The sequence below is a fragment of the Pseudomonas auratipiscis genome, assembly GCF_036324085.1.
Classification (GTDB): domain Bacteria; phylum Pseudomonadota; class Gammaproteobacteria; order Pseudomonadales; family Pseudomonadaceae; genus Aquipseudomonas; species Aquipseudomonas auratipiscis.
The window spans coordinates 23,234-47,061 of record NZ_JAZDCU010000012.1; the positions used below are offsets into that span (position 1 = coordinate 23,234).

The window sequence follows — 23,828 nt, forward strand, 5'->3', positions numbered from 1 at the left end:
AACCATGATTGATGTTCTTGCCATGCCTCCATCGCAACCCATCAGTGATTTATCCGACGATGCCCTCGACTGGCAGGTCTTGCTGCACTCGGGTAATGCCAGTGAGGCCGATCTTGCGCGGTATCGGCGTTGGTGTCAGCTCAGCGCGGCGCACGCCGAAGCGGCGCGAGAGGCCGAAGCCTTATGGGGCGACTTGGGCCAGACCCATGCGGCCACGGCGTTGACAGCCGATCCAGCACCGCGTCGGCGTTGGGGCGTGGCGTTGGCGGCGTCGCTGGTGTTGGCCGTGGCAGGTTACGGCAGCTGGCAACAGGCCCCGGCGTTGCTGGCCGATTATCACACCCGCGTCGGCCAACAGCAGCACATCACGTTGGCGGATGGCTCGCGAGTGTTGCTCAACAGTGGCAGTGCGCTGTCGGTGGACTTCAGTAACGACCGCCGGCGCGTGATGCTTGCGGCGGGCGAGGCCCTGTTCGAACCTGCCAATGACCCGCGTCCGTTTATCGTCGAGGCCGGAGGCGAAGCGGTGCAGGGAAGCGAGGCAGTGTTCAGTGTGCGTCGTGACGGCGACCACACCCGTGTGGTGATCGCCCAGGGCGAGGCGCAGGTGGGGTCGCAAACCCTACAGGTTACGCCGGATGCCGGAACTTTGACTGCTTGGCAGCGCGGCAAACTGATCTTCAACGGCAAGCCGTTGCGTGAAGTACTGACGGAGCTTGAGCGTTATCAGCAGGGGCGCATTATGTTGTCCGATCAGCAACTTGCAGCCCTGCAGGTCAGTGGAGTGTTCGACCTCGATGATCCACACGCCCTGTTGCGAACACTCGAACAGCGCTATGGGCTGAAAGTCACTTATTTGCCCTGGTTGGCAGTGGTCTATTGATCTTCGCCGGTCTTGGCCAATGGTGTGATGGTCGCGTGTGGCTTTAAAAAATATTCAATTTCGCACTGCAAGTTCTTCTTCGCCCAATCGTCGTAGTGAGACTGATCAGCATTTCATTCTCATTTACTACTTTTGCCTGGAAGAAAACAGTGAAGGGTTCGCTCAAGCCAATCGCCCGCTCCACCGCTAGTCTTAAACACGCTTTGCTCGCTTCTACCGCACTTGCCGCGTTGCTCGGTCCTGTTTTGGTTCAGGCGGCCGATGCCGTGAACGCTGCCCCCGCCAGTGCCCAACTGGATCGCGAAGTGAACCTGGCCGTACCTGCCCAAGCGCTTGATCAGGCCCTTACCGCGTTCGCTGACCAGGCCGGTCTGCACCTGTTGTACACCACCGCTGACGTTGCCGACCTGCGCAGCCCGGCGCTCAATGGTCGCTACAGCGTCGCCCAGGCATTGCAAAACCTGCTGGCCGGCAGTGGCATGAGTTGGCAGTTCAGTGACTCGCGCACTGTGATTCTGCGCAAGGCTCAAGCAGCGCCGGCAAGCGTCAGCCTCAAGCCGATCGAAGTCAGTGTGGCGTCGCGCACCAGTACCTCGATCAGTGAAATCCCCGGTACGGTCTGGGTCGTCGATCAGCAGCAGCTCAACGAACAGATCAACAGCGGCGTCAGCCTCAAGGAGGCCATCGGCAAGTTGGTTCCAGGGTTGGACCTGGCACCCGAAGGGCGTACCAACTATGGCCAGAACATGCGCGGGCGCAACGTGCTGGTAATGATCGATGGCGTCAGCCAGAACAGCTCGCGTGGCCTTTCTCGGCAGTTCGACAGCATTTCGCCGTTCAACGTCCAGCGTGTCGAAGTACTCTCCGGCGCCAGCGCTATCTACGGCGGTGGTGCCACCGGCGGTATCATCAACATTGTCACCAAGAAGGGCGAGGAAGGGCCTGCGCATTTCGAGACGCAACTGGGGGCGAGCAGCGGCTTCAACAACAGCGACGACCTGTCTACCCGTATTGCCCAGTCGGTGAGCGGCGGCAATGAGCGAATCAACGCGCGGCTGGGTATTTCCGGCGAGCAGAACGAAGCGTTCTACGACGGAGCGGGCGATCAGATCTTTATCGACAACACCCAGACCGATCTGCAGTACAACCGCACCATCGATGTGCTGGGTAGCCTGGGACTGAAGTTCAACGACGAGCAGAACCTCGACTTGCTGGCTCAGTACTATGATTCGGGCAACCACGGCAGCACCGGGATCTACTTCCCCAACTTGCACCACAACGCTCCGTCGGATCTGGAAGACGCCGAGCTGCGCAGTGGTTACTCAACTGACCTGGAGCCACGTACCAAGCGCCTACTGCTCAACGCCAATTATCACCACAGTGATGTGCTCGGTCAGGACTTCTACCTGCAGGCTTCCTATCGCAAGGAAGACGACAACTTCTATCCGTTCCCGTACTACAACCCCGGCAAACCGGCTGGTTCCAAGGGCGTGTACTTTGCCGCTTCACAGCAGAACTTTGAAGTCAGCAGCCTCAAGGCATTGTTTGCCAAGCAATGGGACAGTCTGAAGCTGACTTACGGGGTGGATCTGGATCGCGAACGCTTCAATGCCGAGCAGACCACGTTCGATTCGCTGACCTCATCTGAAAGCGGTGGACTGGACCTGGACAAGGCCAGCAAGGCTGCGCGCTATCCCAGCTATCGAGTTGACGGACTGTCGTACTACACCCAGTTGGACTGGCATGCGACTGACAACCTGACCGTCTCCGGAGGGGCCCGACGCCAGCAGATGGACGTGGATGTCGGCAACTTCAAGGGTGTACCGGGCGGCACCAACGATTATCAGGTCAATCTGTTCAACCTGGGCGCCATCTACGACTTCAAGAATGGTCACCAGGTGTGGAGCAACTATGGCGAAGGTTTCGACCTGCCGGACCCGGCCAAGTATTACGGCAAGCCTGGATTGAGTGTCGAGGATAACCCGCTGGCCGGGATCAAGAGCCGTCAAGTGGAGCTGGGCTGGCGTTATGCCGACTTGGACTGGGATGCTCAGGCTGCGGTGTATTACATCTGGTCGGACAAGATCATCACCACCGACATGGCCACCTTGACGATTAACGTCGAGGATCAAAAAAGCCGTGACTTCGGCTTAGAAGGCGCGCTGACCCGTCACTTCGAAAGCGGTTGGGAGGCGGGCAGCACCTTGCATGTGGTGCGTTCGGAGGAGGAGGACAAGAGCGGCGACTGGATCAAACGTGATGCGCGTTATGCATCGTTGTCCAAGTCCACTGCCTTCGTTGGCTGGAAAGACGAGGGGCGCACTGCGCGCCTGCAAGCCAACCATGCCTTTACCCTGGAGGACGATGCCGATCACAAGATCAACGGCTACACCACTTTCGACCTGCTGGGTAGCCAGGACACCGGCTTCGGAACCTTCAGCGCCGGTATCCAGAACCTGCTGGATAAACAGTACAGTACGGTCTGGGGCCAGCGTGCGACCTTGTTCTACTCGCCCACCTACGGCCCGGAGTACTTGTATGACTATCAAGGCCGTGGGCGTACCTACACTCTGACCTGGTCGATGGCCTACTGATTTACGTGAACGCTGCCAGTAGGTCCTCTTCGAAGGCCTGCTGTGCATCGCTGGGCACTTGGGCGCGATGGCGGGCCAGGGCAAATGGGACCTGAAAGTTCAGCGCCGGATCCAATGCGTGCAACAGCCCGCGTTCGACCCAGGTGGCGGCGAAGTGGCAGGGTAGATACCCGATGTGACGCCCGGACAGAATGAATGTCAGTGCACCTTCCACCTGTTCCGACCTTGCCCAGGCGCGGCCGCCACTGAGCGGATCGGGGCTCTCTAGAAATCGGTACGGGTGCTCGACCTGATCGGCTTCGAGGAGCATCTCCAGGCTCACATTGGCTTGTCTGGCCAGTGGATGGTGGCTGGCGCAGTACAAGCGTTGGGTTTCTTCGAACAGCGCGGTGTAATCGAACGCCGCTTGCTTGCCGGAGAAGTAGCCGATAGCCAGGTCCAGGCGCTGCTGCAAAAGCAGGCGCTCAAGGTCGGCCGGCATGGCACTGACCAGTTCCAGGCGTACGGACTCATCGCGTTGGCGAAAGCGCTCGATGGCGTGCGCCAGGCGCAGCGTCACGCTGCTGTCCTGGGCTTCGGAAATACCTATCCTGACCTCGCCCAGCAAGCGTCCAGCCACACCATTGGCTTGATGGCGAAAGGTTTCAATCTGCACCAGCAACTCTCGCGTAGCCTTGAGCAACACCTCGCCTTTGGCGGTCAGGCGAAAGCCACCCTTGCCGCGGCTGCACAGGCGATAGCCAAGGCGGGTTTCCAGACGTGCCATCTGTTGGCTGATGCTGGGCTGGCTCAAGCCCAGCACGCCTTGGGCAGCACTGAAGCCGCCGGCCTCGACGACGGTTACGAACAACCGCAACAAGTGCAGGTCGAGGTCGTGCAGTTGTCCCAGCATTAAACATTGCTCCAGGTGCATGTCAGGTTAAGTAACTTGCCATTTTAGCAATGTAATGTGGCGGGCATGCTGTTGGCACCCCCTGAAAAAGGTGCCCGACATGCGTACATCCCTGTGGTTGTTTCCCCTGATCCTGGCCCTGCCGGTGCATGCCGAGGAAAAAGTGCTCAATCTTTACAGTTGGGCCGATTATGTAGCGCCGCAAACTTTGCAGCGCTTCGAAAAGGAAAGCGGTTACAAGGTGCGTTATGACACCTTTGATACCACTGAAGTCCTGGAAACCAAGTTGCTCACCGGTGGCAGTGGTTATGACGTCGTGGTGCCGTCTTCCAGCCTGCTGGCCAGGGCGCTGGTGGCAGGCGCACTGCAACCGCTGCAAGCGCAATCGATGCCTGGTTACGACAATCTGGATAAGGACCTACTGGCCAAGCTGGCTGAAGTCGATCCCGCCAACCAGTATGCGGTGCCCTACACCTGGGGCACCCTGGGCCTTGGGATGAACCTTGAAGCCGTTCGCCAGCGCTTGGGCGATGTGCCGCTCGACAGCCTGGACCTGTTGTTCAAGCCCGAGTACGCCAGCAAGCTCAAGGACTGCGGCATAGCCATGTCCGACTCGCCTCAGGAGGTGATCGGCGTGGCGCTGCATTACCTGGGCAAGGACCCCTACAGTCGTGACAAAGATGACCTCGCTGCAGCTCAGGCCCTGCTGAAACAATTACAACCCTCCATCGCCTACGTGGCCAACGGCCGGCAGATCAATGACCTGGCCAATGGCAGTGTATGCCTGGCACTGACCTATAACGGTGATGCCGCTATGGCTGCCGAGCAAGCCAGGGCTGCCGCCAAGACGTACCAGGTTATCTATCGAATTCCCCGTGAGGGCACGCTGATCTGGCAGGACAACCTGGTGATTCCCAAGGACGCCCCACACCCAGAGGCGGCGCGCGCATTCATTGCGTTCATGTTGCGTCCCGAGTCGGTGGCGCCGTTGACCAACACACTGTTCTTTGCCAATGCCAACCAGGCCGCTACTGCATTGGTCGACGAAAGCGTGCGCAATGACCCGGATATCTACCCTTCCAGCGAAGTGCGAGCCCGCCTGTTTGCCGATCGCAGCATGAGCCTGGCCGACATGCGCCAACGTACCCGTCTGTGGACCACGTTCCGCAGCCGCCAATAACCCGTAGCACAGGAACTCGATGATGGATCTCGCCCCCGACAACGACCAGGCTATAACCCGAGACAGTCTGTATGGCACTGTCGCCGAAAACACCTTTGCCGGTATCACCAGCTTTTCCCGCCGCCGTTACACACGTGACTTGCGCGGCGTGGACGTGGTGGTCAGCGGCGTGCCGTTCGATACCGCCACCAGCAACCGTCCGGGGGCACGCTTTGGCCCACGGGCCATCCGCAGTGCCTCGGTGCAGCAGGCCTGGGCGCGTCATTGGCCGTGGGAATTCGACCCCTTCGACCATTTGGCAGTGATTGATTATGGTGACTGCAACTTCGACTATGGCAGCCCGCAGACGATACCCGATAGCATCCAGGCGCATGCTGAACAGATTCTCGAGGCTGGCTGCGCCATGCTCACCCTGGGCGGCGATCACTTCATCAGCTACCCGCTGCTCAAGGCTCACGCGCGTAAGCATGGGGCGCTGTCATTGATCCACTTCGATGCTCACAGCGATACCTGGCCGTGCGAGGAAGGCGGCGGGCGCGTCGACCACGGCACCATGTTCTGGCACGCGGCTCGCGAGGGGTTGGTCGATCCATCACGCTCGGTGCAGATTGGTTTGCGGACCACCAACGATGATACCCAAGGCTTTGCCGTGCTGGATGCGCGCCAGGTACACCAGCGTGGCTGCCAGGCAATCATCGAATCGATCCGCCAGCGGGTGGGCGACAATCCTGTGTACCTGACCTTTGATATCGACTGTCTGGATCCAGCCTATGCGCCAGGCACTGGCACCCCGGTATGTGGTGGCCTCACCACCGTGCAGGCGCTGGAAATTCTTGGTGGGTTGCGCGGGATCAACCTGGTGGGCATGGATCTGGTGGAAGTTGCGCCCGCTTACGATCATGCCGATATAACCGCCCTGGCTGGATCGACGTTGGCCATGGAAATGCTCTGCCTGTATGCCGCTCGGCACAAGGTTGATAGTTGAAGCGGAAACAAAATGAATTACCTGTAGGGAAAATCGTTATTTCCTGACGAACCTGACGCGCCTTAGGCTATCCAAATGCTTGGGCGCGTCATTTCGCGCAGGAGGTATTACCGTGAACACATCAATGGTGGGCTGGCTTGGCCTGTCTTTGGCCGTGCTGTTCGGCACCCCGGTACAGGCTGCGCAAGCTGTAGCGCCGCTGCAGGTGGCTGGCTCGGCGAACAATCCCTACAACAGTCCAATCATGCGTGCCAATCCCAATAGCCGCCAAGGCAGCGTACCGGCCACACCGGCGGTGCGCGGTCCTTCGACCCAACCTGTGCTGCGTCCGCCAACCCTTGAAAATCGTGGCATCGGCAATGGTGAAAACATCCGCCGTGAGCAGACGCCACCGCGCCTGGAACCCACCCGACCGCCGCGCGAATCGCCTCGCATGCCTTGATCGGCAGACACTCCCTGGAAGGAAACGCTAATGCCCGTACGTACCTGGATCCCCACTTTGCTGGCCGCGACGCTGCTACCGCTGCTGGCCCATGCCGCCCCCGAGCGTACCTTTAAAAGCGAAGAGGGCACCGTCAAAGTCAGCACATTGGCTGAGGGCCTGAGTAACCCGTGGGCGCTGGCATTTTTGCCCGATAACAAGGGCATGTTGGTAACCGAGCGTGTGGGCAACCTGCGCATCGTCAGTGTCGAGGGCAAGGTGGGCGCACCATTGGCTGGCGTCCCGCACGTGTGGGCTGAAGGGCAAGGCGGGTTGCTGGATGTGGTCTTGTCGCCGACCTTCAAGCAGGATCGCATGGTTTATCTCAGTTATGCCGAAGGGGGAGGTGAGGACGGTAAAGCAGGTACCGCTGTGGGGCGTGGGCGTTTGTCTGCCGACATGGCCAAGCTTGAAGATTTCAACGTCATTTTCCGCCAGCTACCGAAGCTTTCCAGTGGCATCCATTTTGGTTCGCGGTTGGTGTTCGACCGTGATGGCTACCTGTTCATCGCCCTGGGAGAAAACAATCAACGTCCGACCGCCCAGGACCTCGACAAACTGCAAGGCAAGGTCGTGCGTATCCTCCCGGATGGCACTGTGCCCAAGGACAACCCTTTTATTGGCCAGGACAACGTGCGTCCGCAGATTTGGTCATTCGGTCATCGCAATCAGCAGGGCGCCGCGCTCAATCCGTGGACAGGCGAGTTGTGGACCAACGAGCACGGCCCACGTGGTGGCGATGAGATCAACCTGCCCAAGGCGGGTAAAAACTACGGCTGGCCTGTCGCAACCCACGGCATCAATTACACCTTGCTGCCAATCCCTGAAGCCAAGGGCGAACATGTAGACGGCATGATCGACCCTCATCATGTCTGGGAAAAGTCGCCCGCTATCAGCGGTATGGCGTTCTATGACCATCCACGTTTCAAGGCCTGGGATCACAACCTGTTCATCGGCGCCCTGGCAAGCCAGGCGTTGATCCGCCTGGAGTTGGATGGTGACAAGATCGTGCACGAAGAACGCCTTTTGGGTGAACTCGAAGCGCGAATCCGCGATGTCCGCGTGGGACCGGATGGCTATCTATACGTCCTGACCGATGACAGTGATGGTGCGTTATTGAAAGTCGGGCTAGAGCTATAGCCCGACGGCGCCAGGGTGGTTAGCGCGCTTTGGTAAAAATGAGAGGGCTCGGCGCAATTGGAATCTCACAAGGTTTCAGGGGTTTTTAGGTAGAATGGGCGCTTTTGCGACGGACGCTGCGCATGACCTGCTTCACCGAGCAGTCCCCCCTCCAGCTCTATCAACAGTCCATTGATCACGATGGCTATGTCTGCGACCCGGCCCAGTTGCAGGCTGCCCGAGCCCTGCAAAGCTGCTTCGAAGCCCTGCAACGCAGCGAAATACCTCAGGGTGTCTACCTCTGGGGCCCGGTTGGGCGCGGCAAGACCTGGTTGATGGACCTGTTCTATCAGTGTTTGCAGGTGCCGGCCCGACGTCAGCATTTTCACCATTTCATGCGCTGGGTACATCAGCGCCTGTTCCAGCTCAATGGCACCGCAGACCCCCTGCAAGCCCTGGCGCTTTCGTTGGCCGATGAGATCCGCGTGCTGTGTTTCGATGAGCTGTTCGTCAATGATATTGGTGATGCAATCATTCTCGGCCGGCTTTTCCAGGTGCTGTTCGAGGCAGGCGTGGTGGTGGTCGCTACTTCCAACCAACCACCCGATCAGTTGTATCTCGACGGCTTCAACCGAGAGCGTTTTGTCCCAGCAATCGCCGCCATCGAGCAGCACATGCGAGTGCTGGCCGTTGCCGGCGAGCAGGACCATCGTTTGCACCCAGGTATTGCCCAGCAACGGTACTGGGTGCGTGAAGCGGGACAGTCGCCAGCATTGAACGAGGTGTTCAAGCAACTGAGCGGCGCCGAAGCCGATTGCGATCAGCCTTTGGCCATCGGCTCACGGCTGCTGCCAGTAGTGCGTCGTAGCGAATCGGTGATCTGGTGCCGCTATGCGGATCTGTGTGAACAACCCTTCGCGGCCATGGACTTCATGGCCTTGTGTGACCATTACAAGGCTATCCTGCTTGGCGATGTTCCAGCCCTTGGCGCTCGCCAGCGACCGGCGAAGATTGCCCGTGGCACAGAGGACGGTGCCGAGCGGGTACCGGCGGGGGATCGGGAACTACCGCAACTGTCAGTGCATGATGATGGCGTGCGGCGCTTCATTGCATTGGTCGATGAGTGCTACGACCGTCGGATCGCCCTGTACATCGAGGCTGAAGTAGCACTGGATGCCCTCTACACTCAAGGGTATCTGGAGTTCCCGTTCCGGCGCACCTTGAGCCGCCTGCGGGAGATGCAACTGCAACGCTTCTGTTGAAGGAGTCGATCATGCAGTCACTTTCGCATTATTTGCTGACCATGGCCTACCAGAACGGCTGGGCCAACCACCGGTTGTACAAAGCCTGTCTGCAATTGAGTCAGGACGAGTTCGTAGCCCCACGTTGCAGCTTTTTTGGCTCGATCAAAGCCACGCTCAACCACATTCTTACCGTTGACTGGTTTTACTTGAATGCTCTGGAGTCCGAGCAGCGCGGTGAGGCGCCAGAGGCCGATAGTGAGCGCTTCTTCGAACCCCAGGAACCGTTCGCCAGTTGCGATGTGCTCAGTGCCGAACAGGCCCAGGCTGATCACCGGCTGATCGCCTACTGCAGCCTGCTACACGACGATCAACTGCAACGTTACGTGAGCATCGTGCGCCCCGACTGGGTTCAGCGCGAACAACGCCTGCGGCTGCTGTCCCATTTGTTCGAGCATCAGATTCATCACCGCGGTCAAGTGCACGCCATGCTCAGTGACACATTAGTGCGACCGCCACAGTTGGATGAGTTTTTCTGCGAAGAGGAAGCTCATTTGCGAGCACAGGACTTTGCCGAACTGGGGTGGACCGAAGCTATGATCTGGGGGCGCTAGGGGCCCAGCCAGCCCAGTGTTATCAGGGCCAACACCGTATAGCGCCCGGCCTTGGCAATGGTAACCAAGGCCAGGAAGCGCCAGAAGGGTTCGCGCATGATGCCGGCAATCAAGGTCAGCGGGTCACCAATCACCGGCATCCAACTGAGCAGCAATGACCATTGGCCATAGCGTTGATAACGCTGTCGGGCTTTGTCCAGCTGGGCTTGCTTGAAGGGAAACCAACGGCGTTCGCGCAGGTGTTCGATGCCACGGCCAAGCAGCCAGTTGACGATCGAGCCCAGCACATTGCCCAGGGTGGCAATCAGCAGCAGGCTGAACACCGCTTGTGGCTCGCGCACCAGCAAGCCCACCAGCACCGCTTCCGATTGCAGCGGCAGCAACGTGGCCGCACCAAAGGCGCTGAAGAACAGCGCCCATTCACTTAACATCCAGGGCAGCTCAGTAGTTGGCGACCACTTCGTCGCGGCCATCCTGGGTCAAGCCGATGACCTGGTAAGCGTCTTTATGGTCGCCCATTTCCATGCCAGGTGAACCCATCGGCATACCGGGTACTGCCAGACCGCGCAAATCCGAGCGCTTGGCCAACAGTTTGATCTGCTCGGCGGGAACATGACCTTCGACGAACTTGCCGTCGATCACACCGGTGTGGCACGAGGCAAGGCGTGGAGCCACACCCAGGCGTTGTTTGACCGCGCTCATGTTTGGCTCGACATGGTCGTTGACGGTAAAACCGTTGTCGCGCAGGTGGCTGATCCACTCTTTACAGCAGCCGCAATTAGGATCGCGGTATACATCGATGGTCTGCCCGGCTTGTGCCAGGGTGCTCAGGGCCAACAGGCCGAAAGCGACAATTTTCTTGCTCAACATACTGACTCTCCAAGGCTAGAAACGTAGGCGCACACCAGCGACCAGGCGGGTCTGGCCGATATCGCCATCGTCATCACGGATCTGTTCGGCAGCATTGCCATAACTGCGATTGAAACTGACGCCCAGGTACGGGGCGAAACCGCGGGTAATTTCATAACGCAGGCGCAGGCCGATCTCGCTGTCGGCCAGGCCACTGCCCTGATCGCGACTGGCATCGTTACGGCCGAAGAAGTTGGCCTCAAGCGACGGCTCGAGAATCCACCGGTTAGTCAGCAGGATAGCGTAACTGCTCTCCAGGCGCAGCGCGGTCTGTTGCCGCTCACCCACATACGCCGTGGCTTCCAGTTCCAGGCCATACAGCGGCATGCCCTGAATACCGAAAGCAGCCCAGGTCTGGCCACTGGCCGGCTTGAAGTCCTGGCGCACACCGCCCATCAATTCCCACCAAGGACTGATGGCATGGCCCCAGAGTGCCTGCAACTCGGCCTTGTGGGTGACACCTTGCTCACGTTCGCCTTCGGTACGCAGCCAGAGCCGGTCGATGTCGCCTCCGATCCAGGCATTGGCATTCCAGTTCAGCGCACTGCTGCTTTCGAAGTTCTGATACTCCAACTGCTCGACAATCACTGCCCAATTGGTCTTCTGATCATGCACTTGATGGCCGGGCAAAGGCGGGAACGCCGCACGCCGATCGGCATCGGTGATGGGGCGCAACGGTGTACGCGGTGAAACTGGCGCCTGGGTCTGGCCCATGGCGCCATGATCCATGCCGCTATGGTTCATACCGCTATGGTCAATGCTGGCGCCGGCCATATCGGCGTGATTCATGGGGGCCTTGGCCGGTGCGGCGTGATTCATGCTGCCATGATTCATCGTGCTGTGGTCCATGGCCTGGGCCGTGACTTCTTCACTGGCAAGCAAGGCGAGCAGGGCCAGGCTGCCCAGCAGGGGGCGGTTGAATACTTCATTCATCGACGCGTACCTCGCGGAACATACCCATTTCCATGTGGTAAAGCAGGTGGCAGTGGTAAGCCCAACGCCCCAGGGCGTCGGCGCTGACGCGATAGCTGCGGCGACTGCCGGGGGGAATATCGAGGGTGTGCTTGCGCACCTGGAAGCGCCCGTGTTCGTCTTCTAGGTCGCTCCACAAACCATGCAGGTGAATCGGGTGGGCCATCATCGTGTCGTTGACCAGAATGATGCGCAGGCGCTCGCCGTAGCGCAGCCGTAACGGTTCGGCATCGGAGAATTTGATGCCGTTGAACGACCAGGCAAAGCGTTCCATGTGTCCGGTCAAATGCAACTCGATCTCCCGTGACGGTTCGCGCCCGTCAGGATCGGCAAAGGTGCTTTTCAAGTCGGCATAGGTCAGCACCCGACGGCCGTTGTTACGCAAGCCGATACCTGGGTCGGCGAGGTTGGGTTTGGGGCTCATGGTCTGCATGTCGACCAGCGGGTTATCCGTTTCACTGGCCGGGTGAGTCTGCATGCCACCCATGGCGGCGTGGTCCATCGCCCCCATCTGGCTGTGGTCCATGCCAGCCATCGCGTCCATACCATCGTGGCCCATGTCGGCCATGGTCAGGATGGGTCGCGGATCAGTCGCTGGCACCGGCGCGCTGAGCCCGGCACTGCGCGCCAGGGTGCCACGGGCATAGCCGGTACGGTCCATGCTCTGGGCATAGAGGGTGTAGGCAGGCAGGTCGCCGACCTCCACCAGCACATCGTAGGTTTCGGCCACGGCGATGCGCAGTTCATCGATGCTGACGGGCTGTACCGGCATGCCATCAGCAGCGATTACCGTCATCTTCAAACCAGGGATGCGGAAGTCGAAGTAACTCATGGCCGAACCGTTGATCAAGCGCAGGCGTACGGTTTCGCCGGGTTGGAAAAGGCAGGTGAAGTTGCCATCCGGTGGCTGTCCGTTGAGCAGGTAGGTGTAGGTTGCTGCGCTGATGTCGGCCAGGTCAGTGGGGCTCATGCGCATCAGCGCCCAGCTCTTGCGCTCTGCGATCGTCTTTGACCAACCCTGTGCGGCCACATCGTCGATAAAATCACCAACGGTGCGCTTGTTGTAGTTGAAGGCGTCGGACTGCTTTTTCAGCGTTGCCATCAAGGCTTCGGGCGCCTGGTCGCTCCAGTCACTGAGCAGCAGTACGTAATCGCGCTGATAGCGATGAGGCTCGGGCTCTTTCGGCTCAATAACAATGGCCCCGTACACACCGGCCTGTTCCTGCAGCCCAGAATGGCTGTGGTACCAATAGGTGCCACTCTGTTGCAGAGTGAATTGATAGAGGTAATCACCGCCCGGTTCGATGCCGGCAAAACTCAGCCCCGGAACACCGTCCATGTTGGCTGGCAGGATAATTCCATGCCAATGCAGTGACGTGGGCTCGTCGAGACGATTACGCACCCGCAGGGTTACAGTGTCGCCTTCGCGCCAGCGCAGCACCGGGCCGGGCAAGCTGTTGTTGATGGTCAGCGCAGTACGTGGGCGGCCGGTGATATTGACCGGCGTCTGGCCGATGAACAGGTCGAAATCGCGGCCGCTGAGCTCATTGCCCAGGGGCGCACTGGCGGCGAAGGCGGGCAGGCGCCAAAGGCCGAGGCCAGCCAGGACGCTGCCGGCGGCGAAGCCTTTGACGAAGGTACGGCGGGTAGGTTGTCGGAGCATAGCGCGGCCATCTCAAGGGCGGGGATGGCACGACGTTAGCCAGCGGCGACTGTCAGTGAGCTGAGCATCACATTACAGTTTTGTCAGCCAGCGAAAGGTGCCGACACCAACGCCGGCCACCTGAAGTGACTTTCCGTCTGGCCCTGCAGTGCGTTAGCCTTGAGGGTCCGGCCATTGGGGGAATGAGTATCGATGGACAACGTCATAGTGATTACCGGCGCCAGCCGGGGTATAGGCGCGGCAACCGCGCGGTTGGCTGCCCGTGCAGGCTACCGCATTTGCATCAACTACCTGTCCGACGACGAGGCTGCGCAGGAGGTGCTGGCCGAGGTTCGCGAGTTGGGTGCCGAAGCGATAACGGTCAAGGCCGACGTGAGTGTCGAGGACGAGATCATCCAACTTTTCCAACGCGTCGATGCCGAGCTCGGGCCGGTTACTGCACTGGTGAACAACGCCGGCACCATCGGCCATAAAAGCCAGCTTGAGCATATGTCCGAATTTCGCCTGCTCAAATTGATGAAGACCAATGTGGTCGGGCCGATGCTCTGCGCCAAGCATGCCTTGCAGCGCATGTCCAGGCGCCACGGTGGCAAGGGTGGCAGTATCGTCAATGTCTCATCGGTGGCAGCCCGACTCGGCTCGCCGAACGAGTATGTCGACTACGCGGCGTCCAAGGGAGCGCTGGACACCTTCACCCTGGGACTGGCCAAAGAAGTTGCCGCTGACGGTGTACGGGTCAATGCGGTGCGTCCTGGGTACATCTTTACCGACTTTCATGCCCTCAGTGGCGATGCCGAACGTGTCAGCAAGCTTGAACCAAGCATACCCATGGGGCGAGGCGGTCAAGCCGAAGAAGTGGCCGAGGCGATCATGTGGCTGCTGTCGGACAAAGCCTCGTACTCGACCGGCAGCTTTATCGATCTGGGCGGTGGGCGCTGAGCCTGCTGGCTAGAACGAGCGCACGATCCGGCCTAGGGTTTCCATGGCCTTCTCCGATTGTTCGGTCCAGGGGCTTCCGTAGTTCAGGCGGATGCAGTTGCGAAAGCGCTGGGTTGGCGAAAAAATCGGTCCGGGGGCAATGCTGATGCCCTGGGCCAGGGCCATTTGGAACAGCTTGAGCGAATCCATCTGCTCGGGAAGTTCCAGCCACAGAAAGTAGCCACCAGAAGGATGGCTGACCCGTGTCTGCGCCGGGAAGTGCCTGGCGATCGCCGCAAGCATGGCGCTCTGCTGTTCTTCCAGGGCATAGCGCAGCCTGCGCAGATGCCTGTCGTAACCGCCGTGTTGCAGGTAGTCGGCGATAGCTGCCTGGGCCGGCATCGAGGCACACAGCGACGTCATCAGCTTGAGCCGTTCGATCTTCTGCGCATAGCGCCCGGCAGCCACCCAGCCAATCCTGTAGCCAGGGGCCAGGCTTTTGGAAAAGGAGCCGCAGTGCATCACCAGGCCGTCAGTATCGAAGGCCTTGGCGGGCTTCGGGGCTTGCTGGGCGTAATACAACTCGGCATAGACATCGTCTTCGATCATCGGCACCTGGTGCTGGCGCAGCAGCTCGACCAATTGCTGCTTTTTCTCCTCTGGCATGCTCGCGCCAACCGGGTTCTGGAAATTGGTCATGCACCAGACAGCTTTGACCGGATGCTTGTCCAGGGTTTGCGCCAGCACCCCGAGGTCGATGCCCTCACGAGGGTGTACCGGGATTTCCACGGCCTTGAGCTTGAGGCGTTCAAGCACTTGCAGGCAGGCGTAGAAGGCCGGAGCCTCGATTGCTACGAGGTCGCCGGGCTCGGTAACCGCTTGCAGGCACAGGTTGAGTGCTTCTAGGGCACCGTTGGTAATCAGCAATTCTTCCATGGGCAGCATCAAGCCGCCGACCATGTAGCGCAGGGCAATCTGGCGGCGCAATTGCGGGTTGCCCGGCGACAGGTCGGTGACCACCATGCGCGGATCCATCTCGCGGCTGGCGCTGGCCATGGAACGGGCCAGGCGGGGCAGCGGGAATAGATTCGGGCTGGGGAAGGCCGAACCGAACGCGACCGTTTCGGGGTCCTTGATCGAATCCAGAATCGAGAACACCAGCGCGCTGACATCCACCTCGGTGGACTCACTCGCTTGTTCGATGATTTGTGGCTCGTTGAATTGCCGCGGCGCATGGGCGTTGACGAAGTAGCCCGAACGCGGCCGAGCACGGATCAGGCCGCGGCGCTCCAGCAGATAATAAGCCTGGAACACCGTGGAAGGGCTGACCCCGTGGGTCTGACTGGCGTAACGCACCGACGGCACGCGCTGGCCGGGGCCCAGGACCCCGGAGCGAATCAGTTCGGCAATGTCGTCGGCGAATTTTTCGTAGCGTTTCATCATGGCTCAGGACGTTTCGATTGCTTCGAAGTGTATGTGATCAGCGGTTCAAAGGCGCGACAAAACGGCTGTGGGCAACAGTGGAAATTCCCGGCTCGTCGGTATCACTGAGTTCAAAGCTGAGTTCCTGGGAGCTGCTCTGGGCCCGTTCGCCAAGCATGGCCACCGATACCGGCATTTCACTCATTTCTCCGGCCGCGAGGGTAAATTCGGTCTTGCCGTGCAACTCGAAGCCGTTGGCGTCCACCAGGCGCAGGCGGTAGTGCTGCGATTCCTGGGTTTTGTTGATGACCTTGAGGGTGTAGATGTTTTCGATCTGGCCCAGGTTGTTCTCACGGAACAGGCCACGGTCCTTGATCACGTCCATCGATACCATCGGCCGTTGTTGCAGGGCGATGACCAAGGCGCCAATCATCACCACCAGTGCCGTGACGTAACCGAGCAGGCGAGGGCGCAACCAGTTCGTCGTGCCACCCTGCAGGTTGTGTTCGGACTTGTAGCCCACCAGGCCACGGGCGTAACCCATCTTGTCCATGATCGAGTCGCAGGCGTCGATACAGGCGGCGCAGCCAATGCATTCCATCTGCAGGCCGTCGCGAATGTCGATACCGGTCGGGCATACCTGCACGCACATCTGGCAGTCAATGCAATCGCCAAGGCCTTTGGCCTTGTAGTCGCTGTCCTTCTTGCGCGGGCCCCGGGACTCGCCGCGGGTCGGGTCATAGGCAATGGCCAGGGTGTCCTTGTCGAACATCACGCTTTGGAATCGCGCATAGGGGCACATGTGCATACATACCGCTTCACGCAGCCAGCCGGCATTGATGTAAGTGGCCCCGGTAAAGAACAGAATCCAGAACAGGCTGATACCGCCCAGTTGCAGGGTGAACAACTCCTCGGCCAATGGCCGGATCGGGGTGAAGTAACCGACGAAGGTCAAACCGGTGAGCAGGCTGATAGCCAGCCACAGGGTGTGTTTGGCTGAACGCCGAATCATCTTGTTCAGGCCCCAGGGTGCTGCATCGAGTTTGATCCGCTGGTTGCGGTCACCCTCGGTAACCTTCTCGCACCACATGAATACCCATGTCCAGGAACTCTGCGGACAGGTGTAACCGCACCACACGCGTCCGGCAAACACGGTGATGGCAAACAGGCCGAAGGCGCAGATGATCAACAGCGCGGACAATAGAATGAAGTCCTGTGGCCAAAAGGTCGCGCCGAAAATATGGAATTTGCTGTCGGCCAGGTCCCACAGCACTGCCTGGCGTCCTTCCCAATTCAACCAGACGGTGCCGAAAAACAGCAGAAACAGAAATCCTGCGCCACCCAGGCGCAGGTTTCGATAAAAGCCGGTAAAGCTGCGGGTATGGATTTGTCTGTCGCTGCTGGCGGCCTTCTTCTTGAAGGTGGAAGGCTCGGCAATTTCAACGATCTGGACGGGGATTCTATCGCTCATGGTTCGTCGCTCATCAGGCCTCGATCAGGCCAGAGCACTATGGCGCCCCATCTGTTTGCATAACAGACTCAGATATTTCGATAAAAACCGTATCAGATTTTTCGGTAGATCCGTGCAGGCCTCAGATTATCGAGCCTTCCTCGCTTACCTTGAGATGCCTGCGACCATCCACCGCACCCGCTACAGTCAGCGCATCGGCTTCTGCTTCAGTGATCGGTACGCGCTGGCCGGCAAGTTCGGCCACCGACATGCGCAGGTGTTCATCGGTCACCACCGTTACGTCCGTAGCGGCACCTTCGATGCGCAGGTCGTCGGCAATCAGCGTGCAGCGCTGATTACTTTGATCAATTTCAATAGTCATGTCAGCGTCCTCAGATCGTCGGAGTTACGGATTTGGACTCCCGCGTGCGCGCGGTTACTGGGATAAACCGATCAGCGGTATGCACTGCACTTTTAGCCGTAGGCTGTGGTCCATGCATTAACCCTCGTTGAATGCGGACTACGCCGATGGACACCTGGTGGCAGCAAGTCTGGTTGACCCTGGTCGCTGAGTTCGCCGACATCAATGATGCCAAGCAACTGACTCAGGTAACGATACGCATGCTCATGGCAGCCCTGCTCGGGGCTGTACTGGGCTTTGAGCGTGAACTAAAGGGTAAGGCGGCCGGGGTGCGCACGCACATGCTGGTGGCTATGGGCGCGGCGCTGTTCATCCTGGTGCCACGCATGGCCGGTATCGATGATGCGGGTTTGAGCCGGGTGGTGCAGGGCATTGTTGCCGGTATCGGCTTTCTTGGTGCAGGCACCATACTCAAAGGGCGAGATCAAGAAGATTCCAGCCATGTCAAAGGGCTGACCACCGCTGCCGGGTTATGGATGACCGCTGCCATCGGTGTCGCCGCCGGTATGGGGCGTGAAGCTACCGCAGTCATCAGTACACTGCTGGCGCTGCTGGTGCTGGGCGTCATGCCTTGGGTGGTGGACAAGCTGGAAACTGACAAGAATGAAAACGAGGACGAAAACAAGGAAGGCAGGAAGCACTGAGGGGAGCCTAAGCTCCCCTCAAAGATTGTTGCGTGCTCTTTTTTTGTTATTGGAGGGCGGCCTATTATTGTTTTTGGCGACCGTTGCCTCTTGTCACTGGCGATCCCCATCCGGGATCAAGAGCAAACGTATTTTTTTGAGCGCTGATCTACTCTCATCATTACTGATCCAACCGTGACCTTCGCTACCTCAGGGTAGTTTTATTGTTTTCTGTCAGGTTGCGGGGCGAGCCCCAGAAAAGCACATCCTCTCCAAAAAAATCTGTTAGCTGCGTCTCTGTCGTGTTGTTCTTGTTATGTCAGAGTCGTTACGTCTTATTTTTATTAGGTGTTTCGTATTTTTGTTGTTCTTGTACCAAAGATATAGCAGATGCCGTGCCAACTTTTTAAAGTCTAGCAAAATCAATGACTTAAGAATTATGGCGGGAAATTGGTGCGAGAGGATTTGTCGATTTGTTTCCGTGTTACCCGGTTTTTCTCTGGAAAGTGCGGGGGCGGTAACACCCCCGGCTGGCTGTGGAGGGTTATTGCGCGAGACGGGCGCGTGCTACCCGGGAGCCGCTGGTACGACCCAGAACAGTGCTGATCCGCGAGCCCGCGTCGATCAACTGCTCCAGGTTGATACCGGTTTCGATACCCAGGCCCTGGAGCATGTACAACACATCCTCACTGGCGACGTTACCGCTGGCGCCTTTGGCGTAGGGACAGCCACCCAACCCAGCGACGGAGCTGTCGAATACCGTGATGTCTTCAAGCAGGCTGGCATAAATGTTTGCCAGTGCTTGGCCGTAGGTGTCGTGGAAGTGCCCGGCCAACTGCGCGCGGGGCACATGGGCGGCGACCACCTCAAACAGGCGGCGGGTGGAGCCTGGGGTGCCGGTGCCGATAGTGTCGCCCAACGACACTTCGTAGCAGCCCATCTCGAACAGCTCCCGAGCCACAGGTGCTACCTGCTCGGCGCTGACTGCACCTTCATAGGGACAGCCCAGTACGCAGGACACATAGCCGCGCACACGCACGCCGTGCTGGCGGGCCGCGTCCATGATCGGCGCGAAGCGCGCCAGGCTCTCGCTGATGGAGCAGTTGATGTTGCGCTGGGAAAACGCTTCGGATGCCGCAGCGAACACCGCTACTTCCTTCACACCAGCGGTAAGGGCATCCTCGAATCCACGCAGGTTCGGCGCCAATGCTGCGTAGGTAACACCTGGTTGCTGGCGAATGTTGGCAAACACCTCGGCAGAACCTGCCATTTGCGGCACCCACTTCGGTGAGACGAAACTGCCCACTTCAATATAGGAGAGGCCCGCAGCGGTTAAATCATCCACCAGACGGACCTTGTCGGCCACGTTGATCGGCTGTGCTTCGTTCTGCAGACCGTCGCGAGGGCCGACTTCGACCAGGCGAACTTTTTCAGGCAATGACATGGCGCAAATTCCTCGGGGCTCAGTGGCTGTTCTTCTGGTTCTTCAAGGTGACGGCCAGCGCTTGTTCGCAGCGCTCTTCAGCGGTGTCCAGCTCCAGTTGCATCTGCTGGATATCGAGCAGTTGCTGTTCGAGCTGGGCACGACGTTCAGAAATTTTGGCCAGCATGCTGTGTAATTGTTTGAGGTTGCCGCTGGTCGGGTCATAGAGTTCGATCAGCTCGCGGCACTCGGCTAAGGAAAAGCCGATACGCTTGCCGCGCAGTATCAGCTTCAGGCTAACCTTGTCACGGGCTGAATAAACCCGTTCCAGGCCCCGACGTTCGGGGCTGAGCAAGCCTTGCTCTTCATAGAAGCGAATGGCACGGGTGGTGATATCCAGTTCTCGGGACAGGTCGGAGATGCTGTAGGTCTGGCTGCTCATGGTCAGGCTCGGGGAAAGGGGCATGAGCTAACCTAATTGCAGGTTTACGTATACGTCAAGCACGTCTTGCGACGATGCTTGTGCCGAGCGTTACTGGTTTGACCCGCAGCTAACGAGATTCAGCCTCGGCCGCGCGCTCATCTTGAGCGACCACCGCCTGGCACAATTCGATAATCTGTTCGCGCATCCAACGGTTGGCCGGGTCCTGGTCAGTGCTTTCATGCCAGTACAGGTGAGTTTCCAGCGGCGGCACACCATTCACCGGCAGGCTCAGATAGTTGAGCTGGTGGCGCCGAGCGAAGCGCTCCGGCACCGTCATCACCATATCGGTTTGCTGCAGCACCTGGGAAGCCATTAGGTAATGCTGGGAGCGCAAGGCGATCTTTCGCTGTACACCCATTTTTCCAAGCGCCAGGTCGACATAGCCCAAACCGTTGCGTCGGCTGGATATATGGATGTGGGTAAGGCCCAGGTAATCTTCCAGGCTGAGTTTTTCTTTGGTCAGCGGATGGCCGTGGCGCATGGCGCACACGTACTGGTCCTGCATCAACTTGACGTGACGTACCTGCGGGTCAGTGTTGAGCGGCGCGTCGACGGCAAAATCCAGGCGGCCGGCAGCCAGCTCCTTGGTGGTCTCGCGGCGCTTGCACAGGAAACTTTCAATTACTACTGCCGGGGCCAGGCGGCGTAAACGCTGGAACAGCGGCGGCAGAATCACCGCCTCGGTCAGGTCGGTCATACTTATGCGGAAGGTCTTGTTCGCCTGCAGGGGGTTGAAGATGCGGCTCTCTTGCACCGAAACACGCAGCAGCGACAGGGCATTGCGCACTGGACCAATGATGTTCTGAGCCATTGGCGTCGGTACCATGCCCTGTGCGGTACGCACGAACAGCGGATCGTTGAAGGTTTCACGCAGGCGCGCCAGGGCATTGGATACCGCAGGCTGGGTAATGCCGACAATCTGCCCGGCACGGGTCAAGTTGGCTTCGGTGTAAATCGCATCGAAGACGATGAACAGATTGAGGTCGACCTTGCTCAGGTTCATGGGCGCTGCTCTTTTGTTGATGTTATGGGCGAATCATATATTGGTTATGAATGTTTATACACGCCGAGAATAGACTAGGTGGATTTTACTTGCTGATCTAGGCTCTTGTTCAGATCCCCTTTCCACAAAAGGTACTGCCAATGGATTTTGCCTATTCACCCAAGGTTCAGGCGCTGCGTGAACGCGTCACTGCGTTCATGGATGCTTATGTCTATCCCGCCGAGGCGGTGTTCGAGCGTGAAGTCGCCGCGGGCGATCGCTGGCAGCCCACTGCAATCATGGAAACGTTGAAGAACAAGGCCAAGGCGGAAGGTCTGTGGAACCTGTTTCTGCCCGAATCGGAACTGGGAGCGGGGCTGACCAATCTGGAATATGCGCCACTGGCCGAGATCATGGGCCGTTCGCTGTTGGGGCCTGAACCGTTCAATTGCTCGGCGCCCGACACGGGCAACATGGAAGTGCTGGTGCGTTACGCCAACGAGGAGCAGAAGCGCCGGTGGCTGGAACCGCTGCTGCGCGGCGATATCCGTTCCGCCTTCGCCATGACAGAACCCGATGTAGCGTCCTCCGATGCCACTAACATGGCCGCCCGAGCGGTACGCGACGGTGATGAGTGGGTGATCAATGGACGCAAATGGTGGACTTCAGGTGCCTGCGATCCACGTTGCAAGATCATGATCTTCATGGGTTTGAGCAACCCGGAGGGGCCGCGCCATCAACAACACTCGATGATTCTGGTGCCCACCGATACCCCGGGGGTGAAAATTGTTCGCCCGCTGCCGGTGTTCGGTTATGACGACGCACCCCATGGCCATGCCGAGGTGCTGTTCGAAAATGTGCGAGTACCTTACGAAAACGTGCTGCTAGGCGAAGGGCGCGGTTTCGAGATTGCCCAGGGGCGTCTCGGCCCTGGACGAATTCACCATTGCATGCGCTCGATCGGCATGGCTGAGCGCGCCCTTGAACTGATGTGCAAGCGCTCGGTGGAGCGCACTGCATTCGGTCGTCCGTTGGCGCGCCTGGGGGGTAACGTCGACAAGATCGCCGATTCGCGCATGGAAATAGACATGGCTCGGTTACTGACGCTCAAAGCGGCCTACATGATGGACACCGTAGGTAACAAAGTGGCGCGCAGTGAGATCGCGCAAATCAAAGTGGTGGCGCCGAATGTGGCCTTGAAAGTCATCGACCGGGCAATCCAGATTCATGGCGGTGCCGGGGTGAGTGGTGATTTCCCCTTGGCCTACATGTACGCGATGCAGCGCACACTGCGCCTGGCGGACGGTCCGGACGAAGTGCACCGTGCCGCGATCGGCAAGTACGAGATCGGCAAGTACGTACCAAAGGAAATGCTGCGCAGCGGGCATTGATCTGCCCGCCTTGCATACCAGGCCCGCGACTGCGGGCCTGGTTCATTTGTGGTTGCCAGAGTTTGCCGGGTGTGATGGTTGATCGCGGGTCTTGAGCAGCGACAGCACCACGCCACCGGTCAAAAGCCCCAGGGTCACACTCAGCGATAGCCATGCCGGCACCGCTCCAATCAGGCCGTGATAGAAGATCTTGCTGCCGATGAAAATCAGCACCAGGGCCAGGGCGTATTTCAGGTACACGAAACGGTGCATCAGCGCTGCCAGGGCGAAGTACAGCGCGCGCAGCCCGAGAATGGCGAAGATATTCGAGGTATAGACAATGAACGGGTCCTGGGTAATTGCAAAGATTGCCGGCACGCTGTCTACGGCAAATACCAGGTCTGCCAGCTCGATCAATACCAACGCCAGGAACAAGGGGGTGGCAAACAGCACGGCCTTGTTCTGTCCGGCAGCCTTGAGGCGTACAAAAAAGCGCGGGCCATGCAGGTCATCGGTGACCCGCAGGTGGCGGCGTACAAACTTGAGTACTGCGTTGTTGGCCAGGTCCGGGTGACCTTCCTCGCGAGAGAACAACATCTTGACCCCGGTAATCAGCAAGAAGGCGCCGAACACGTAGAGAATCCAGGCGAACTCCTGCACCAGTGCGCTACCGACACCGATCATGATTGCCCGCAATACCACCACCCCGAGGATGCCCCAGAACAACACCCGGTGCTGGTAAAGGCGAGGAATGGAGAAGTAGCTGAAGATCATGGCCATGACAAACACGTTGTCCATGGACAATGACTGCTCCACCAGAAAACCGGTGTAGAACTCCAGGGCAGATTGTGCGCCCAGCTCCAGCCAGATCCATCCACCGAACAATACGCCCACACTGAAATAACCGCCGTACAACAGCAGGCTTTCGCGCATTTCGATTTCGTGAGCTTTGCGGTGCAGGACGCCCAGGTCCAGTATCAACAGGGTCAAAACAATAGAGATGAATGCCAGCCAGAACCACATGCTGGTGCCAAGAAACTGGTGGTCGAGAAATGCCTGTAGAGCCGCCATGCGCCCCTCCTTGATTGTCGTCGTTGCGGTTCGCAACAGTGACTCCGACATGGCGGCTTGGCAGCCGTCAGAGGGGCCCGGCGTCACTTACCCAAGCCTAGTTGCGATAACTGCGTTGCGCCCAATCGGGG

At 59.0% G+C, this 23,828-nt stretch carries 23 protein-coding genes; 11 read left to right on the plus strand and 12 right to left on the minus strand.

From position 1 onward, the window contains the following. The first annotated feature begins 4 nt into the window (after positions 1–4). A complete protein-coding gene (locus V0R60_RS17125; RefSeq protein WP_256658247.1) occupies positions 5–883 on the plus strand; it encodes a FecR family protein in 879 nt (292 codons plus the stop codon). A gap of 170 nt (positions 884–1,053) precedes the next feature. Beyond that, a complete protein-coding gene (locus V0R60_RS17130) occupies positions 1,054–3,477 on the plus strand; it encodes a TonB-dependent siderophore receptor (protein ID WP_371922325.1) in 2,424 nt (807 codons plus the stop codon). Between the two features lies 1 nt (position 3,478). Here V0R60_RS17130 and V0R60_RS17135 read toward each other — a convergent pair whose 3' ends face one another. Next, a complete protein-coding gene (locus V0R60_RS17135) occupies positions 3,479–4,369 on the minus strand; it encodes a LysR family transcriptional regulator (protein WP_330080291.1) in 891 nt (296 codons plus the stop codon). A gap of 100 nt (positions 4,370–4,469) precedes the next feature. On the opposite strand from V0R60_RS17135, the gene V0R60_RS17140 reads away from it, so the two are divergent. From V0R60_RS17140 to V0R60_RS17165, 6 genes are all read left to right on the plus strand, one after another. Continuing rightward, positions 4,470–5,549 carry an extracellular solute-binding protein gene (locus V0R60_RS17140; protein ID WP_330080292.1) on the plus strand — a complete coding sequence of 360 codons (1,080 nt, stop codon included), beginning with the start codon at positions 4,470–4,472 and terminating at the stop codon, positions 5,547–5,549. 22 nt (positions 5,550–5,571) lie between these two features. Continuing rightward, on the plus strand, positions 5,572–6,534 hold the full coding sequence (gene speB, locus V0R60_RS17145) for an agmatinase (protein WP_330080293.1): 963 nt from the start codon (positions 5,572–5,574) through the stop codon (positions 6,532–6,534). A 124-nt stretch (positions 6,535–6,658) separates the two neighbouring features. After that, positions 6,659–6,976 carry a hypothetical protein gene (locus V0R60_RS17150; protein ID WP_136478989.1) on the plus strand — a complete coding sequence of 106 codons (318 nt, stop codon included), beginning with the start codon at positions 6,659–6,661 and terminating at the stop codon, positions 6,974–6,976. 30 nt (positions 6,977–7,006) lie between these two features. After that, positions 7,007–8,155 carry a PQQ-dependent sugar dehydrogenase gene (locus V0R60_RS17155; protein ID WP_136477214.1) on the plus strand — a complete coding sequence of 383 codons (1,149 nt, stop codon included), beginning with the start codon at positions 7,007–7,009 and terminating at the stop codon, positions 8,153–8,155. 122 nt (positions 8,156–8,277) lie between these two features. Continuing rightward, on the plus strand, positions 8,278–9,396 hold the full coding sequence (gene zapE / locus V0R60_RS17160) for a cell division protein ZapE (protein ID WP_330080294.1): 1,119 nt from the start codon (positions 8,278–8,280) through the stop codon (positions 9,394–9,396). Positions 9,397–9,407: 11 nt separating this feature from the next. Beyond that, the gene (locus V0R60_RS17165; protein ID WP_330080295.1) at positions 9,408–9,989 is read left to right on the plus strand and encodes a DinB family protein; all 582 of its coding nucleotides are present in this window, start codon (positions 9,408–9,410) and stop codon (positions 9,987–9,989) included. On the opposite strand, the gene V0R60_RS17170 is transcribed toward V0R60_RS17165, so the two are convergent. From V0R60_RS17170 to V0R60_RS17185, 4 genes are read right to left on the minus strand one after another with little or no spacing between them, the layout of a single operon-like run. Beyond that, complete coding sequence (locus V0R60_RS17170) at positions 9,986–10,420, minus strand: YqaA family protein (RefSeq protein WP_136477211.1); 435 nt, start codon at positions 10,418–10,420, stop codon at positions 9,986–9,988. The genes V0R60_RS17165 and V0R60_RS17170 overlap by 4 nt on opposite strands. 10 nt (positions 10,421–10,430) lie before the next feature. Beyond that, positions 10,431–10,859: a DUF411 domain-containing protein gene (locus V0R60_RS17175; RefSeq protein WP_136477210.1), complete on the minus strand. Its 429-nt coding sequence runs from the start codon at positions 10,857–10,859 to the stop codon at positions 10,431–10,433. A 15-nt stretch (positions 10,860–10,874) separates the two neighbouring features. After that, complete coding sequence (locus V0R60_RS17180) at positions 10,875–11,831, minus strand: copper resistance protein B (RefSeq protein ID WP_330080296.1); 957 nt, start codon at positions 11,829–11,831, stop codon at positions 10,875–10,877. Continuing rightward, on the minus strand, positions 11,824–13,533 hold the full coding sequence (locus V0R60_RS17185) for a copper resistance system multicopper oxidase (RefSeq protein WP_330080297.1): 1,710 nt from the start codon (positions 13,531–13,533) through the stop codon (positions 11,824–11,826). The genes V0R60_RS17180 and V0R60_RS17185 overlap by 8 nt, the downstream gene beginning before the upstream one ends. Before the next feature lie 192 nt (positions 13,534–13,725). On the opposite strand from V0R60_RS17185, the gene V0R60_RS17190 reads away from it, so the two are divergent. Next, positions 13,726–14,472 carry an SDR family oxidoreductase gene (locus tag V0R60_RS17190; protein WP_330080298.1) on the plus strand — a complete coding sequence of 249 codons (747 nt, stop codon included), beginning with the start codon at positions 13,726–13,728 and terminating at the stop codon, positions 14,470–14,472. Between the two features lie 9 nt (positions 14,473–14,481). Here V0R60_RS17190 and mapR read toward each other — a convergent pair whose 3' ends face one another. From mapR to V0R60_RS17205, 3 genes are all read right to left on the minus strand, one after another. After that, positions 14,482–15,891, minus strand: coding sequence for a GntR family transcriptional regulator MpaR (gene mapR, locus V0R60_RS17195; protein ID WP_136478988.1), 1,410 nt, complete (start codon positions 15,889–15,891; stop codon positions 14,482–14,484). Between the two features lie 40 nt (positions 15,892–15,931). Then, positions 15,932–17,344 (minus strand): cytochrome c oxidase accessory protein CcoG, encoded by a 1,413-nt coding sequence (ccoG, locus tag V0R60_RS17200; protein WP_330080299.1) that lies wholly within the window; start codon positions 17,342–17,344, stop codon positions 15,932–15,934. A gap of 121 nt (positions 17,345–17,465) precedes the next feature. After that, positions 17,466–17,705, minus strand: a complete 240-nt coding sequence (locus V0R60_RS17205) for a DUF3203 family protein (RefSeq protein WP_330080300.1) — start codon at positions 17,703–17,705, stop codon at positions 17,466–17,468. A gap of 146 nt (positions 17,706–17,851) precedes the next feature. Here V0R60_RS17205 and V0R60_RS17210 point away from each other — a divergent pair, with 146 nt between their 5' ends. After that, positions 17,852–18,388 carry an MgtC/SapB family protein gene (locus V0R60_RS17210; RefSeq protein ID WP_136477204.1) on the plus strand — a complete coding sequence of 179 codons (537 nt, stop codon included), beginning with the start codon at positions 17,852–17,854 and terminating at the stop codon, positions 18,386–18,388. A gap of 523 nt (positions 18,389–18,911) precedes the next feature. Here the strand turns inward: V0R60_RS17210 and V0R60_RS17215 are convergent. The 3 genes from V0R60_RS17215 to V0R60_RS17225 form a co-directional block, all read right to left on the minus strand. Then, positions 18,912–19,811: a hydroxymethylglutaryl-CoA lyase gene (locus V0R60_RS17215; protein WP_136477203.1), complete on the minus strand. Its 900-nt coding sequence runs from the start codon at positions 19,809–19,811 to the stop codon at positions 18,912–18,914. Between the two features lie 19 nt (positions 19,812–19,830). After that, the gene (locus tag V0R60_RS17220; protein ID WP_136478987.1) at positions 19,831–20,232 is read right to left on the minus strand and encodes a MerR family transcriptional regulator; all 402 of its coding nucleotides are present in this window, start codon (positions 20,230–20,232) and stop codon (positions 19,831–19,833) included. 109 nt (positions 20,233–20,341) lie between these two features. After that, entirely contained in the window at positions 20,342–21,277 is a 936-nt protein-coding gene (locus tag V0R60_RS17225) for a LysR family transcriptional regulator (protein WP_136477202.1), read from the minus strand. A 140-nt stretch (positions 21,278–21,417) separates the two neighbouring features. On the opposite strand from V0R60_RS17225, the gene V0R60_RS17230 reads away from it, so the two are divergent. Then, entirely contained in the window at positions 21,418–22,647 is a 1,230-nt protein-coding gene (locus tag V0R60_RS17230) for an acyl-CoA dehydrogenase (protein WP_136477201.1), read from the plus strand. Between the two features lie 42 nt (positions 22,648–22,689). On the opposite strand, the gene V0R60_RS17235 is transcribed toward V0R60_RS17230, so the two are convergent. Continuing rightward, a complete protein-coding gene (locus V0R60_RS17235) occupies positions 22,690–23,697 on the minus strand; it encodes a TerC family protein (RefSeq protein ID WP_136477200.1) in 1,008 nt (335 codons plus the stop codon). Between the last annotated feature and the right edge of the window lie 131 nt (positions 23,698–23,828).